The organism is Brevibacillus sp. FSL K6-0770 (assembly GCF_038000275.1).
GTDB classification, from domain to species: Bacteria; Bacillota; Bacilli; order Brevibacillales; family Brevibacillaceae; genus Brevibacillus; species Brevibacillus parabrevis.
The window spans coordinates 2,267,699-2,282,329 of sequence record NZ_JBBOBQ010000001.1 but is presented as its reverse complement, the minus strand read 5'-3'; the positions used below and the strand labels follow the sequence as shown (position 1 = coordinate 2,282,329).

The window sequence follows — 14,631 nt, the reverse complement described above, 5'->3', positions numbered from 1 at the left end:
CTGTTCCCGTGTTATCTGATTTTTCTTTCATTATAAACAAATCATGCTTGGGCTTGGAAGGGGATTTGTTTTTTTCTCTCGGTTAATGTCGGAGCGGTGCAATGAATGTCAAGCAGTGTCAAACGATTGCTGGCGAGCGCTTGCTGCAAAGCCGGCTCCAGCTCCGCAGCGCTGCGCACCGACACGGAGTCAGCCCCGCACGCCTTGGCCCACAGGCAAAAGTCTGGATTTGTCAGCCTCACGCCGAAGGAGCCGTAGCCTTCCTGCTTCATTTTCAACTCCTCCAAGCCGAGCGTCTGGTTGTTGACGACGATCAGCGTGATCGCAAGCTGCTGCTCCACCGCCGTCATCAGCTCCGCGAGGTTCATTTGCAGTCCGCCGTCGCCTGTCACACACACGACTTGTCTGTCGGGAAAAGCGAGCTTGGCCGCAATCGCGGCTGGCAGGCCGAAGCCCATCGTGCGCCACTTCCCGGAAAACAGCGGGTACTGCCTGACTGCGCGAAATGCGCGATTAAACCAGATCGTATGCTCTCCGGTATCGAGCGCCACAATCGCGTCCTCCGCCACCATTCGCCCTACTGTATGCAATAACAACTCCGGCTTCACCGCTTCGTCGGGCGATGACGCCTTGCTGATTTGCTCATTTTCCGCCCAAAGCTGCTCATGCCAGCCCTCTACTCTCTGTTCCCAAGCTTCGCCACGCTGACGATTTTTTAAACGGGCAAGCCACAGCGGCAATACGTCCAGCAGATCGGCAGTGACGGAAAGCAGCTTCGGCTGTGCATGCATAGACGTAGCAGCATGATCGACCTGAATAATCGGCAGATGCTTCGGAATAAACTCTTTCGGAAACCAGCTCGCCCCCAAAATGACGAGCAAATCCACTTCGTCAAGTGCTTGCAGCACGCCCTCGCTTCCCCCTTCACCCAAGCCGCCCAGCACAAGTCGATGCGACTCCTCGATGGCCCCTTTTGCCCCCAAAGACAAAACAATCCCGGCCCCAAGCTGTTCAGCGAACCGCAAGCAAAGTGCCGCCGACTGCCGCGCGCCAATCCCGAGCAAAACGAGCGGCGCTTTGGCCTGCATGATCTGGTCAGCCGCCGATTCGATCTCTACGCGATCACCCAGCACGCGCGGGATGCGTGGCAATGACGGAAGGATTGTCGCTTGCGTTTTTTCGGCAAACACATTTTTGCAAATGGACAGATGCGCGACGTCTTTTTGCTGCGCGGCGGAAACAAAAGCGCGATGGAGCACCTCGCCCACGGCATCTGGTTCAGTCACCGTCGCCTGATAGCAGCTGATCGGGCGAATCATGTCTTCCTGCGCCACATACTGCTTGTAGCCGCCCCCGAGCTTGGCTGTCTCGACTTGTCCGGTAATGGCGATGACAGGAACGCGGTCTGTATGCGCGTCCGCCAATCCATTGAGCAGATTGACAAATCCCGGCCCCATCGTCGCGGTACATACCGCCGGCTTGCCAGTCAGCTTCGCTTCCGCACTCGCCATCATCGCGGCGGCAGACTCGTGTTTGCATGCGATATATTGCAGCTCTGACTGCTTCCCCAGTGAATCCAGCCAGGCAAAAATGCCATCCCCGGCCACTCCGTAAATGCGTTTGACTCCCCATTCGGCGAGCTGCCTGGAAAGATATTGCGCCACAAGCATCGTTACTCCTCCATTCTTCGTTAGCGAAAAGTCAATGGTAGTGTACGCATTCTCCAATATTTTACTAGGGCCTCTTGTCGAAAGTTGGAGAACCTAACAATTATCATCAGCTGATAAGCACATTCCCAAAGGAGGATCAAAAATGAAGCAGCCTGTGAAATGGCTGATCGCACTGGCAGCAGTAGCAATCGTCGTCACCACCGCCGTCATGGCTTCCCCGCTGCGTTCTGACGCATTCAGCCAACAAGTCGTCAAAGTCGGCACAGAAGGAAGCGATGTTCGCGAAATGCAATACCGTCTCAAGCATTTAGGGTTTTACACCGGAACGGTTGACGGTATTTTCGGCTGGCGCTCTTACTGGGCACTCCGCAACTTTCAGTATGAGTTTGGTTTGCCCGTAGATGGCGTTTTGGGGCCGAAAACGAAAGTGAAGCTGTACAATGCCACCAAAAACTACAAGCCAACCGCTGCGGATTTGGGCGCGTCGCAGGCGGCTCCAAGCGCACCCGCGCCAAGCAATCCGAAAAAAGAGACGTACCACGCCGCCAACATATCAGCCAACGACTTGCGGCTGATGGCAAATGCGGTATACGGCGAATCTCGCGGCGAGCCGTACATCGGTCAGGTAGCCGTTGCGGCGGTCATCTTGAACCGGACGAAAAACCCCGCCTTCCCGAACACGCCAGCCGGAGTAATCTTCGAGCCTCGCGCATTCACTGCCGTAGCGGACGGACAAATTTGGCTGACCCCAAACGAACAGTCCAAAAAAGCGGTCAACGATGCGCTGAAAGGCTGGGACCCAACCGGAGGAGCCATCTACTACTTCAACCCGGACACAGCCACATCCGGCTGGATTTGGAGCCGCCCGCAAATCAAAAAAATCGGCCGGCACATCTTCTGCCGATAAGCCCGAAACACGAAAACAGGCACTACAGTCAACAAGACTGCGTGCCTGTTCCCTTTTGTCCGCAGAAACTGCGTTCATTGCGAACGCTGGGTCTGCATATGCTCTGCCATTTTGACAAAGCGCTCTTCTGATTCCGTCGTGCCGCACACTCCACACTGGATCATGTATGAGTCGCCTTTATACGGCTGATGAAAAATGTCCAGCTCCTCGCTCGACAGTTGCTGAACCACCTCGCCTGTTTGCGGGTCGAGACGCATGTAGCGCGGTACTTGCTCGATGATCGTAAAGCGCATCCGGTTTGACTTGCATGTAGGACAAAGCATCGGCTTGGTCATAAAAGCACCTCCCTGTCTTGTTTCATCGTTTAGTTTCTGTCAGAAGAGGAACTCTATACCTATCTTCCTAATTCCGCGCAGGCACCAACTTTTTGGTACAAAAAGGAAGACAATGCTGGTATGATTCAATAGGTAGGTAAGTAATTTGATTCTGCATCTGAGGTGATCACATGAATTTACGACTTTTCTTTTCGCTCGTCGGAGCATCTGTGCTGCTGGCTGCCTTCGCGCACTACTTTACAGAAAACGAGTTTTTCCAATTTGCTACCTCCGCCCTGGCGATTATTTTTCTCGCGGCCTGGCTCGGCAAATCGACGGAAAGCGTCGCGCATTACGCCGGTGACCGGATCGGCGGGTTTTTGAACGCTACTTTTGGCAACGCCGCAGAACTTATCATTGCTTTTTTCCTCGTCAAGGAAGGCTTGTTCGACATGGTCAAGGCATCGATTACCGGGGCGATCATCGGCAACATGCTCCTCGTGCTCGGACTCAGCGTGTTGCTTGGCGGGCTCAAGTACAAGGAGCAAAACTTCAACAGCAGACTCGCTGGTCACAACGCTTCGCTGATGACGCTGGCGATCGTCGCGCTGTTTATCCCTGCCGTCTTCATGAGAGAGCTGCCGCCTGTGAAAATTGAGACGCTCAGCATCGTCATCGCGATTTTGCTGATCATCGCCTACGTTCTCTGGCTGATTTTCTCGATGATTACGCACAGCGACTTTTTGTCCGATATCGAGCCGCACGAAAGCGACGCGGTCTGGTCAAAAGGCGTCTCCATCCTGATGCTCGCCATCTCGACCGTGTTTGTCGCCGTCGTCTCCGAGTGGCTTGTGCACGGCGTCCAGCACGTCTCCCATTCGCTTGGCTGGTCCGAGCTGTTCGTCGGTGCGTTCGTCATCGCCATCATCGGAAACGCCGCCGAGCACAGTGCTGCCCTGTTGCTCGCCATGAAAGGACGGATCGGCGCTGCCGTGGAAATCGCCATCGGCTCCAGCCTGCAAATCGCGCTGTTCGTGGCGCCCACACTCGTTTTGGTCAGCCTGTTGCTCGGCAATCCGATGGATATCGTGTTTACGCCATTTGAACTGGCCGCCATCGGAGTCGCTACGTTCATTACGATCTCGATCACAAAAGACGGAGCGACCAACTGGTTCGAAGGGGTGCTTTTGCTTACGGTGTACATTATTTTGGGTACAGCCTTCTTCTTCGCTTGACGAGCGCGCGCATGACTTTCCTCGCTATCGCAACGGGAAGAGGAGAAGTCAGTTTCACTAAAAAAGGAGTGCATGCGGCAGTTGACGCCGTTGCACTCCTTTTTCGTGAATGGATATTACCAGATCCCGAGCATTTGCATGAACACCAGCACAATCGCCAGCGGGGAAACGTATTTCAACAGCAACAGCCAGATGACAAACAACCGTTTGCTGAGCGGGGAATGGTCAGCCCGCAGCTCCTCGATCAGCACTTCCCGCTTCATTTTCAGCGGGACGAAAATCGCGATCAGCAAAGCCCCGAGCGGCATCAAAATGTTGCTGACGAGAAAATCGAACGCGTCGAAAATCGATTTGTCAAACAGCTTGATGTCGCTCCACACGCCAAACGACAAGGCGGAAGGCGCTCCGACGATGAAAATGAGCAGCCCGATGATCCAGGACAGTCGCTTCCTTTTTGCTTCGTTCCCTTTTGCCAGAGACGCGACAATGATCTCCAGCATAGAAAAAGCCGAGGTCAGCGTAGCAAACAGGAACAAAGCGAGGAAGATCAACAGGAAAAAGCCGCCGAACGTAATCTTTTCAAAAACGGATGGCAAAACAATAAACAACAGACCTGGCCCAGCTGTCGGCTCCATGCCGAGCGAGAAAACCGCAGGGAAAATCGCCAGTCCGGCAAACAGGGAGACGAAAAGATTCAGGCCGACGATCGAGCCAGCGGAACGGACAAGGCTTTCGTTTTTCGCCAAATACGAGCTATACGTCACCATCACGGATACCCCGACGCTGAGCGAGAAAAACGATTGGCCCAGTGCGTACAAGATCGATTCCGCACTCAGCTTGGAAAAGTCAGGACGGAGGAAGAACGACACGCCCTCCATCGCTCCTGGCAATGTCAAGGAGCGGAACATCAGGACGAGAAAAAGAATAAACAAGGCCGGCATCATGTATTTGTTCGCCGATTCGATCCCGCTCTGTACACCGCGCGCCACGACCCAGGCCGTGATCAGCATGAATACGAATTGGGCGGCAACTGAACCGAATGGAGCGGAAATGACTTCTCCGAAAAGCTGCTCATACGAAGCACCCATGAGTTGCCCCGTCACCCCGCGCAGCAAGTAAGTAAGAATCCAGCCCCCGACGACACTGTAAAAAGACAGCAGCAAAAAGCACGTCACGACTCCAAGCCGACCGATCCAATGCCACAAAGTACCCGGTGCAATCGCACGATAGGCGCTGATCGCTTCTTTTTGCGTACTGCGGCCGATGACAAATTCACCAAGCAACAGCGGCAAACCGATGACGAGCGTAAAAATCAGAAACAGACAAAAAAATGCTCCTCCCCCGCTCGTCCCTACCATGTACGGGAATTTCCAGATCGCCCCCAGCCCAATCGCCGAGCCAGCCGCAGCCAAAATAAAACCGAGACGGCTCGTCCATTGCTCTGTTTGATTTTTCATGATCAATCACTCCTCAACTATACATACATCTTGTTCCAATGGAATAAAAAAAACCCGCCCCAAAAAGGGACGAGTTGTTCGTTTCTCGCGGTACCACCCTAGTTAGGCATCGCCTTTTTCCCAAAAGACATGCCTCTCCTCGTCATTGATAACGGGTATGACCCGGACTCTCCTACTAGCGGCGCCATGCGTTCAGAGGTCAGCTCCAGAGTGAATTCTACGAAGACTATTCCTGCGGCCGCTCTCAGTCTTTGGCGGCGCTTCCCTGTCAGGCAGCACTTTCGTATACTACTCTCTTTCGTTGCTATTTTCCTATGCGAGGGGTCGGCCGAACATAAAAAAAACCCGTCCAAAAAAGGGACGAGTCTGTTCGCGGTACCACCCTGATTAAGCACCAAGAACATAGGACGTTCCCAGCACTTCACTTGCTCATCGTTAACGGAATGACCCGTTTCCTCCTACTTGGCCTGCGCCGTTCAAAGGGCTGCTCTGGAGGGAATTTCACGAGGCTCACTTCAAAGCTGCTTGCAGTCTTCGGCAGCTTCTCCCTGTCAAGCGATGTCATTCGTGTACTGGTCTCCGTCATTGCATTTTAGTTGTTATTGAAATGCTAGTGTTAAATTTAATATATACAACACAAATAGGCAAGACTTTTTTCAAAAAAAAACGAAAAGCGAGGATGATCACCGCTCTCCTCGCCTTACTTTTGGTTGAACAGTTCATGGAGAGTCGCCAGCTTGCGCTCCAGTGAACCCATGATATCACGGCCGATTTCTTCACCAATCAGTCCAAGTCGCACTGCATACTCTACTTCACGGGAAAGCCCGAACATTTGTGTATCAAGCACTTCTTCATACAGTGGGCACTGCGGCATGGTCAGGTTTTCCATCTGCACGTCGATTAGCTTGTAAATCTTGTCTGCGTCCGCTTTAAGCAGTGCTAGCGCTTTCTGTTCCAAGTCAGGAACTTTAATTTCTGTCAAAACCTATCCCTCCGTTTGCCTCCATCCTTATCATACATAGTACGCGATTCTGGGCCATTTGAAAAGGGGAGAAGCTAGATCAACTGCAAGAAGCTAAAAGATACCAAGATTCCATTCTTGTGAGAGAAGCTCAAGCAACTTGACTCCGGCAACCGAATTTCCTTTTTCATCCAGAGCAGGGCCGAACACGCCGATCCCCATCCGTTGCGGCACAGCTGCCATAATGCCGCCAGCCACTCCGCTTTTCGCCGGAATCCCGACATCGATGGCAAACTCCCCGGATGCGTTGTACATCCCGCAAGTCACCATGAAAGTCTTGCATATGCGAGCAACCTCGCGTGGAATGATTCTTTCGCCTGTATGAGGGATAATGCCATCGGCGGCGAGCACCATGCCCAATCTCGCCACATCTTTTGCCGTTACCTCGATGGCGCAATGACGGAAGTACAGATCAAGCGTCTCTTCCACATCCGTGGTCAGCACTCCGCTGTCCTTCAAAAACCAGGCGAGCGCGCGATTGCGGTCAGCCGTCCGCTTTTCCGAGCGGTAAACCGCTTCATTGACAGACAGCCCACGATTCCCCGTGACGCTGCGCAGCAGGCCCAGAATCGCGTCCAGACGCTCTTCTACGCCATTGCCCTGGATCATTCCCGCAACCGCGATCGCCCCGGCGTTGATCATCGGGTTGAGCGGCTTGTGCGGCTTGATCGTCTCCAGCTTGATAATCGAATTGAACGGGTCGCCTGTAGGCTCCTTGCCCACCCGCTCAAATACATGCTTGTGTCCGTTTTGGCACAGGGCGACGACCAGCGAGAAAATTTTCGAAATGCTCTGTAGGGTGAAGGGAACATCCGCGTCTCCCGCTGATACAATCGTCCCGTCCGGCATACAGACGGCCGCGCCCAGCATGCGCGCGTCTACTTTTGCCAATTCGGGTATATATGCTGCTACCTTGCCTTGTCCTGTATATTCGCTGGCCGCTTGTACTTTCTCGGCCAATTGATTGGATGCACTCTCGATGTCCATCTGTTATCCCCTCTATCCATACTCGTGATGCATATGAATAGATTGTAGATTTGAATGCGTCGGCTGTCAAATTGTGGGACGCTATTCCACGATCGCCCGCTTCAGCCGCTCCATCGCTTCCACAACGACAGAGTGAGGGCAAGCAAAGTTGACGCGCTGGAAGCCTTCCCCTTCCTGGCCGAACACAAGGCCGTCCTGAAAGCCGAGCTTGCCTTTCTCCCGAAGCAGGCTGCTCAACTCGGCCTGTTTCAGTCCCAGGCTGCGAAAGTCCATCCAGCCCAAATACGTCGCTTGCGGAACCGGCATGCGAACCGCTGGCACGTGCTCGGCCAAAAAGCGGCTCATATAAGTCGCGTTTTTGTGCAAGTAGGAAAGCAAGGCTTCGAGCCACGGCTCCCCGTAGCGATAGGCAGCAATCGTCGCCTCCATCCCGAACAGGTTCACATTTTCACAGCCCATTCGCGAAGCCGTCACGGCAAAGTCACGCAGCAATTGGCGATTTTCCGTCAACAGGTAGGAAGTAAACAATCCTGCCAGATTGAATGTTTTCGATGCCGCCAAAAACGTGACGCTCTGCCTCGCCAGCTCCGTTGGCAGCGAGTAGTACGGAACGTGGCTGCCTTTTTCATAGACCAGATCGGCGTGAATCTCATCCGCCACGACGACGACCCCGTGCTCCACGCAGAGCGTGCCCAATCGCACAAGCTCCTGCCTCGTCCAGACCCGTCCAACCGGATTGTGCGGACTGCACAGAAGCATCAGCTTTACCCGTGGATCGCTCAGCTTGTTCGCCAAATCATCCCAGTCCATCTCATAATGCCCATTTTGCTCCACCAAGGAGCTGCGCACGACTTGCCTGCCGCGATTTTCCACCGCATGAAAAAACGGATGGTACACGGGAGTCTGGATCAGGACGCGCTCCCCTGGTGATGTATATGCCTCTATCGCCACATGAATGCCAGGAATCACACCGGGAATGCCCGTCATCCAGCTCGTCTGCACCTCTACTCCATACCGTCTCTGTATCCACTCCTGCAAGCTTTCATAAAAAGCCGCGCTTTTCAGCGGATACCCGTAGATCGGGTGCATCGCCCGCTGCGTGATCGCTTCCGTCACTTCCTTGGGACATGCGAAGTCCATGTCGGCCACCCACATCGGCAGCACGCCTTCTCCGTTGACTTTTGGATTGTCAATGTCCCATTTTACACTGTCTGTCCCTCTTCGCTCGATTCTCGCATCAAAGTCGTACACGTTGTCCCCTCCCGCATATCCGAAAGCTTCCGGCCATTTTGTCCTTTATTTTTACAACTATGTCCAGCATACCCCCTCTTGGCAAGATTGTCCAAGCGTGAGGCGAAAGCATCGTTTGCCCTTTTTCAAAAAGGTATAGTAAAATGCTAGATGATTGAGAAAGATGACGGAGGTATGCATCATGTCTGATGTTATCGTGTTTAAAGGGGCCGTAACTTACCCCATCACTTTGGACCCGACTGTTTGGGTGTTCGACGATCGCAAGTTTGATTTGAACGCGTACACGGGTGAAGACGACCCTGCTTTGTCCAAACAAATGCAATATTTGCAAGGAACAGGAACACAGTGGGACAAGGAATTGCGCGAAGGCGCCCAGCTGCCGTCCGAGCGCAAAAGCTTGGCCGAGGAGCGCAAAGTGCTGGAAGGCGACTACGGGATTCGGCTCGATCCGTTCATCACTAACGCCGCTCCGCTGCCTGAAGCCACCCATGTCCGGCTTCATCGCGAAAACCAGGAGCCGATCGTCCTGCCGATTTCCGAAGCAAGACGGGCGATTTTGCAGTTTGCCAAGGCCGGAAAACCGATTAAAGAAGACGGGCCGGTTTACTTTTACTTGCCGGAAGTTCTGCTCAACAAGGAAGCGCCGATTACCGGAATCACGGCACTGGAGTTTTTTTCTGCCTGATCCCGCACGGCACTGTTTTTGAAAAAAGAAAGAAAAAGCCATCCTCTAACTGAACAGTCGCTCCCATCAATCAGGAGGACTGCTCATGGCCAAGGATGGCTTTGTCGTTTAGGTCTTATGTGTTGTGGTTGCACTGTGCACTCAGGCGCTGACCTGTGTGATGCGAATGTTTCGTGTCTGCATCTCTTCGCGAAGCAGTTCAATAAAAGCAGAATCTAGCTGAAGGTCGACAGCACGATGATATACTTCTATCAGCATTTGGTCACTCAAGTATTTCACCCTTGCTCACCTCCATCCTGTCGTATGAGTTCATTGTACCAGATGATAGAGTATCGAACAACCGTTCTGATATCCACAAAGCATGTGGAAATGTTGTGAGTAACTTGTGGGCAGCCTGTGTGTAACAAACAAAAACGCGGGATTCCCTATGTGGATTTTTCTTCCACTTTTATCCACAGGCAGTCGAATTTTGTCGAACGATTGAAGGATAGATTTCAGCGCTGCCAACGATAAAAAAACAGCCATCCTTGACGCCGGATGGCTGTTTGCTCTGTTTTTACGCGTTTGCAGTTTCCGATACGTGCAGCACTTGCTTGATGCGATCGATTGCCCAATCGAGATCTTCTTTGCTGATCACGAGCGGCGGGGCAAAGCGGATCGTTGTTTCGTGAGTCTCTTTGCACAAGAGACCCAGTTCTTTCAGCTTCTCGCAATATGGACGAGCCGCTGTAGTCAGTTCCAGTCCGATGAACAGACCGCGACCGCGAATTTCTTTGATGATCGGGTTGTTGATTTCACGCAGTTTTTCCATGAAGTACGTTCCCATTTCCAGGGAGCGTTGCACGAGACCTTCATCGGCAAGTACGTCCATAGCGGCAATCGCTACTGCGCAACCAAGCGGGTTTCCGCCAAAAGTGGAGCCGTGGGAACCTGGCTCGAACACGCTGAGGATTTCTTTGTCAGCAGCTACAGCAGAGATCGGGAATACCCCGCCGCCGAGCGCTTTCCCCATGATGTACATGTCTGGCTTGACGCCTTCCCAATCGCTTGCGAACAGTTTTCCGGTACGGCCAAAGCCTGTTTGGATTTCGTCGCTCACGAGCAGCACGTTGTTTGCTTTACATACGGCTTGTGCTTCCTTCAAGAAGCCTTCTGTCGGAATGATAATGCCCGCTTCGCCCTGAATCGGCTCCAGCATGAATGCTGCGGTGTTTGGTGTAATCGCTTGCTTGAGTGCTTCAATATCGCCGTAAGGGATGATTTTGAAGCCTGGAGTGAACGGTCCGAAGCCGCGTCTGTACTCTTCCGCAGAAGAGAAAGAAGTAATCGTTACGGTACGGCCGTGGAAGTTTCCTTCACAGACGATGATTTCTGCCTGGTTTTCCGGTACTTTTTTCACATCGTAAGCCCAGCGGCGAACAGCTTTGAGAGCGGTTTCTACTGCTTCCGCACCCGTGTTCATCGGGAGGATCATGTCTTTGCCAGTCAATGCGGACAGCTTTTCGTAAAACTCGCCCAGCTGGTCATTGTAAAAAGCGCGGGAAGTCAATGTCACTTTGTCTGCCTGATCTTTCAACGCCTGAATGATGCGTGGATGGCGATGGCCTTGGTTCAAAGCGGAGTAAGCACTCAGCATATCCAAGTATTTGTTACCTTCTGGATCTTCTACCCAAACACCTTCTGCTTTGGAAATGACGATCGGCAGCGGATGGTAGTTGTGTGCGCCGTATTTTTCGGTTTGATCAATGACAACTTTTGTTTTCGTCATGGTGGTAGCCTCCTTCGGTTTCACTTGCCAATCTTAATCAAGCAAGAATGATGCCAATATAAAAAACGTGCGAAACGGCGCAATGGAATCCGTTTTCAGCAAAATTTTTTTGCATGCGTTTTCCTTATAATTTTGCAGGTGCATAGACATTTTGCACATCGCCTGTTCTATGATATGATACTGTCACGAAGAAAGGCTGGTGACCCATTGTGTCGACTTCAAGGCAAGAATCTTCCCTCGACACGTTTTTGCGCATTTACGAACATATCCTGGACAGAATGAACGAGGGCGTCCACGTGATTGACGCCACCGGCACGACGATTGTGTACAACCAGAAAATGACCGAGCTGGAGTCGATGGCCCGCCAAGACGTTCTGCACAAGCCTCTGTCGGAAGTGTTCCAATTCCACAGCGGTCAGGAGAGCACGCTGCTCACCTGCTTGCGAACAGGAAATAGCATACGCAATACGCGGCAAACGTATTTCAATGACAAGCAAAAAGAAATTACGACGATCAACAACACGTACCCGATCATCGAAAACGGGCAAATCATCGGCGCGATGGAGATTGCCAACGATGTGACGAAGATGGAACGGCTGATCAGGGAAAACCTGCTTGCCAAAAACGGCTCCCGCTACACCTTTGAGCAGATTATCGGCAAAAGCAGCCCGATTCTCGATGTGATTGAAAACGCCAAACGCGCGGCGCGCACCTCCTCCTCGGTCCTCGTCGTCGGGGAAACCGGAGCCGGAAAAGAACTGTTCGTGCAAAGCATTCACAACGCCAGTCTGCGCTCATCCGGCCCGCTTATTTCGCAAAACTGCGCAGCGCTTCCCGACAGCCTCATTGAAGGCTTGCTGTTCGGCACGGCACGCGGCGCTTTTACCGGAGCCGTGGAAAGACCCGGTTTGTTCGAACAGGCAGAGGGCGGCACTTTGTTTCTGGACGAAATCAACTCGCTTAGTATGCCTCTGCAAGCAAAATTGTTGCGCGCCCTCCAGGAGAAGTCGATCCGGCGCATCGGCGACACGAAAGACCGGGCCATTGACGTGCGGATCATCGCCGCCATCAACGAAGACCCTGTCGAGGCCATCGCCAATTCGCACCTGCGAAAAGATTTGTACTACCGTCTCGGCGTCGTCACGCTGTTTTTGCCCCCGCTGCGGGAACGCAAAGAAGATATTCCCATGCTCGTCTCGCATTTTATCGAAAAGTACAACGAGCTGTTTCAAATGGAAGTCGCGGGTGTCTCGGCGGATGTCCTGCAATTTTTCCAGGAGCATGACTGGCCGGGTAATGTCCGCGAGTTGCAGCATCTCATCGAAGGCGCGATGAATTTGATGGTGGACGAGACGATGATCCGCTACGAGCATCTGCCGCTGCATTTTTTGCGCCGCTCCCCTGCAAGCGCCGTCGTGATCGAACAAGCGCCGCCCCGTTCGCTCCCTTTTATCGAAGAAGGAAAATCATTGAAAGAAACGATGCAGGAGTTCGAAACCGCCTATATTCACCACGTCGTCGATCGTTACCACGGCAATATTTCCCGGGCGGCCAAGGAGCTGCAAATCAGTCGGCAAAGCTTGCAATATCGCTTGCGCAAATTGGGAATCAAAGGATAAAAAAACAGCTTCATTTTTCATGACGCCAAATTTCTTGGCGTTTTTTCATTTTTTTTGCACAAGTGTGCCGATTTGTTTTGCACTTTTCTCCATAAACTACCTGCAAAAGTCGATTTGCTTGGGCCGTTTCATTTGGTATCATTCTTGCAGAGCATATATCGCGCCTGAAAACGCATTCATCGAATCAATATTTCTCGCGTGAAGGAGAGGGTTATATGACACCAAGCAGCAACGAACAGAACAATGAACTAAAACGCAGTATGAACAGTAGGCACCTCTTCATGATTTCTCTTGGAGGCGTAATCGGAACCGGACTGTTTCTCGGTTCAGGCTATACTCTCAGCCAGGCTGGCCCTATTGGTACGATCCTTTCTTTTCTGGTGGGCGGATTCATCATGTACCTCACCATGCTCTGCCTCGGCGAATTGACCGTCGCCATGCCTGTTGCCGGTTCGTTCCAGACCTACATGACCCGGTTCGTAAGTCCGTCCCTCGGTTTTGGAGTAGGTTGGCTGTACTGGCTCGGTTGGGCGGTAACGGTTGCCCTGGAGCTTTTGTCGTCCGGTCTGTTGATGCAACGTTGGTTTCCAGACTCGCCTGTCTGGATGTGGTGCGCCATCTTCGGTGTCCTTTTGTTCCTGTTGAATGCGCTTTCTGCTCGTGCGTTCGGTGAGTCCGAGTTTTGGTTTTCCAGCATTAAAGTAAGCGCTATCATCCTGTTTATCATTTTGGGTGGCGCGGCCATGTTCGGCTTGATCGACATGAAAAATGGACAACCTGCTCCGATGTTCTCCAACTTCACCAGCACCTCACTGCTTCCCCACGGAATTACCGGGTTGCTGATGACGATGATCACGGTGAACTTCTCCTTCCAGGGTACCGAATTGATCGGTATCGCGGCAGGCGAGAGCAAAGAACCGGAAAAAACGATTCCGAAATCGATTCGCGCTACAGTTTGGCGCACGCTCGTCTTCTTCATTTTGGCGATTGCGATTGTGGCAGGGATGATCCCTCACCAGCAAGCCGGCGTTATCGAAAGCCCGTTTGTCGTCGTATTCGACAGTATCGGAATCCCTTATGCGGCAGACATCATGAACTTCGTCGTATTGACTGCCCTGCTGTCCGTAGCAAACTCCGGCTTGTACGCCGCAACCCGGATGCTCTACTCCTTGTCCAACGAGAAAATGGCTTCCCGCAAACTGGCGATTGTAAACCGCAAAGGTATTCCGATGAATGCACTCATGATTACCTTCGCGATCTCCTTGCTCTCGCTGTTGTCTGGCTTTTTCGCGGAAGATACCGTGTTTATGGTGCTTTTGTCTATCGCTGGTCTGGGGGCACAAGTGGGCTGGATCTCCATTTCGGCTTCGCAGCTCGCTTTCCGTCGCCATTACCTGAAAAACGGCGGCAAACTGGAAGACCTGAAATTCCGCACGCCTTTGTATCCGGTCCTTCCGTTGGTTTCGTTGATCTTGAACTTGACCGTTCTCGTGAGCCTGGCCTTCGATCCGGAGCAGCGAATTGCCCTTTACTGCGGGGTGCCGTTCATGATTATCGCGATCCTCATTTACCAATACCGCTTCAAAAACCGACTGGAGCCACAACCGAAAAACGAGCTTGGCTCTTATCGCAAAGCGGACAACCTATAAGAAAGCAAAAAGAAAAGCTTGCACTCCCATTTACGGGAAGCAAGCTTTTCGCTTTATACGCAAACTTG

12 protein-coding genes, 1 pseudogene and 2 other annotated features are annotated in these 14,631 nt (G+C 52.5%); of the genes and pseudogenes, 5 read left to right on the top strand and 8 right to left on the bottom strand.

Features of this window, described 5'->3' with window-relative positions; genetic code table 11:
* Positions 1–41: 41 nt before the first annotated feature.
* Positions 42–1,670, bottom strand: a complete 1,629-nt coding sequence (locus NST23_RS11140; RefSeq protein ID WP_173595730.1) for a thiamine pyrophosphate-binding protein — start codon at positions 1,668–1,670, stop codon at positions 42–44.
* A gap of 256 nt (positions 1,671–1,926) precedes the next feature.
* On the opposite strand from NST23_RS11140, the pseudogene sleB reads away from it, so the two are divergent.
* A pseudogene (sleB, locus tag NST23_RS11135) lies at positions 1,927–2,577 on the top strand (spore cortex-lytic enzyme); the annotation flags it as partial.
* Between the two features lie 74 nt (positions 2,578–2,651).
* Here the strand turns inward: sleB and NST23_RS11130 are convergent.
* Entirely contained in the window at positions 2,652–2,912 is a 261-nt protein-coding gene (locus NST23_RS11130) for a hypothetical protein (protein ID WP_122965778.1), read from the bottom strand.
* A 170-nt stretch (positions 2,913–3,082) separates the two neighbouring features.
* Here NST23_RS11130 and cax point away from each other — a divergent pair, with 170 nt between their 5' ends.
* Positions 3,083–4,126 carry a calcium/proton exchanger gene (cax, locus tag NST23_RS11125; RefSeq protein ID WP_063230764.1) on the top strand — a complete coding sequence of 348 codons (1,044 nt, stop codon included), beginning with the start codon at positions 3,083–3,085 and terminating at the stop codon, positions 4,124–4,126.
* A 116-nt stretch (positions 4,127–4,242) separates the two neighbouring features.
* Here cax and NST23_RS11120 read toward each other — a convergent pair whose 3' ends face one another.
* From NST23_RS11120 to NST23_RS11105, 4 genes are all read right to left on the bottom strand, one after another.
* Positions 4,243–5,583 carry a sodium-dependent transporter gene (locus NST23_RS11120; protein ID WP_063230763.1) on the bottom strand — a complete coding sequence of 447 codons (1,341 nt, stop codon included), beginning with the start codon at positions 5,581–5,583 and terminating at the stop codon, positions 4,243–4,245.
* Between the two features lie 62 nt (positions 5,584–5,645).
* Positions 5,646–5,894: a binding site (T-box leader), on the bottom strand.
* 42 nt (positions 5,895–5,936) lie between these two features.
* Positions 5,937–6,178 (bottom strand) — a binding site (T-box leader).
* Between the two features lie 105 nt (positions 6,179–6,283).
* On the bottom strand, positions 6,284–6,565 hold the full coding sequence (locus tag NST23_RS11115; RefSeq protein WP_063230762.1) for a YlaN family protein: 282 nt from the start codon (positions 6,563–6,565) through the stop codon (positions 6,284–6,286).
* 93 nt (positions 6,566–6,658) lie between these two features.
* Positions 6,659–7,591 (bottom strand): glutaminase A, encoded by a 933-nt coding sequence (glsA, locus tag NST23_RS11110; RefSeq protein ID WP_122965776.1) that lies wholly within the window; start codon positions 7,589–7,591, stop codon positions 6,659–6,661.
* Between the two features lie 81 nt (positions 7,592–7,672).
* Positions 7,673–8,842: a MalY/PatB family protein gene (locus NST23_RS11105; RefSeq protein ID WP_122965775.1), complete on the bottom strand. Its 1,170-nt coding sequence runs from the start codon at positions 8,840–8,842 to the stop codon at positions 7,673–7,675.
* A 181-nt stretch (positions 8,843–9,023) separates the two neighbouring features.
* Here NST23_RS11105 and NST23_RS11100 point away from each other — a divergent pair, with 181 nt between their 5' ends.
* Complete coding sequence (locus NST23_RS11100) at positions 9,024–9,527, top strand: hypothetical protein (protein WP_122965774.1); 504 nt, start codon at positions 9,024–9,026, stop codon at positions 9,525–9,527.
* A 141-nt stretch (positions 9,528–9,668) separates the two neighbouring features.
* Here the strand turns inward: NST23_RS11100 and NST23_RS11095 are convergent, their stop codons facing one another.
* Together NST23_RS11095 and NST23_RS11090 are read right to left on the bottom strand one after the other, a co-directional pair.
* Positions 9,669–9,806, bottom strand: coding sequence for a sporulation histidine kinase inhibitor Sda (locus tag NST23_RS11095; protein WP_063230759.1), 138 nt, complete (start codon positions 9,804–9,806; stop codon positions 9,669–9,671).
* Between the two features lie 277 nt (positions 9,807–10,083).
* A complete protein-coding gene (locus tag NST23_RS11090) occupies positions 10,084–11,295 on the bottom strand; it encodes an ornithine--oxo-acid transaminase (protein WP_122965773.1) in 1,212 nt (403 codons plus the stop codon).
* A gap of 209 nt (positions 11,296–11,504) precedes the next feature.
* Between NST23_RS11090 and NST23_RS11085 the strand changes: the two genes are divergently transcribed.
* Positions 11,505–12,914 (top strand): sigma-54 interaction domain-containing protein, encoded by a 1,410-nt coding sequence (locus tag NST23_RS11085; RefSeq protein ID WP_340963678.1) that lies wholly within the window; start codon positions 11,505–11,507, stop codon positions 12,912–12,914.
* A gap of 215 nt (positions 12,915–13,129) precedes the next feature.
* Complete coding sequence (locus NST23_RS11080; RefSeq protein ID WP_340963676.1) at positions 13,130–14,563, top strand: amino acid permease; 1,434 nt, start codon at positions 13,130–13,132, stop codon at positions 14,561–14,563.
* Positions 14,564–14,631 lie beyond the last annotated feature (68 nt).

What these genes read in the sequence shown, in the direction of transcription:
- NST23_RS11140 (WP_173595730.1), bottom strand. Translation starts at nt 1,670, where the DNA reads ATGCTTGTGGCGCAATATCTTTCCAGGCAGCTCGCCGAATGGGGAGTC.
- NST23_RS11130 (WP_122965778.1), bottom strand. Translation starts at nt 2,912, where the DNA reads ATGACCAAGCCGATGCTTTGTCCTACATGCAAGTCAAACCGGATGCGC.
- cax (WP_063230764.1), top strand. Translation starts at nt 3,083, where the DNA reads ATGAATTTACGACTTTTCTTTTCGCTCGTCGGAGCATCTGTGCTGCTG.
- NST23_RS11120 (WP_063230763.1), bottom strand. Translation starts at nt 5,583, where the DNA reads ATGAAAAATCAAACAGAGCAATGGACGAGCCGTCTCGGTTTTATTTTG.
- glsA (WP_122965776.1), bottom strand. Translation starts at nt 7,591, where the DNA reads ATGGACATCGAGAGTGCATCCAATCAATTGGCCGAGAAAGTACAAGCG.
- NST23_RS11100 (WP_122965774.1), top strand. Translation starts at nt 9,024, where the DNA reads ATGTCTGATGTTATCGTGTTTAAAGGGGCCGTAACTTACCCCATCACT.
- NST23_RS11090 (WP_122965773.1), bottom strand. Translation starts at nt 11,295, where the DNA reads ATGACGAAAACAAAAGTTGTCATTGATCAAACCGAAAAATACGGCGCA.
- NST23_RS11080 (WP_340963676.1), top strand. Translation starts at nt 13,130, where the DNA reads ATGACACCAAGCAGCAACGAACAGAACAATGAACTAAAACGCAGTATG.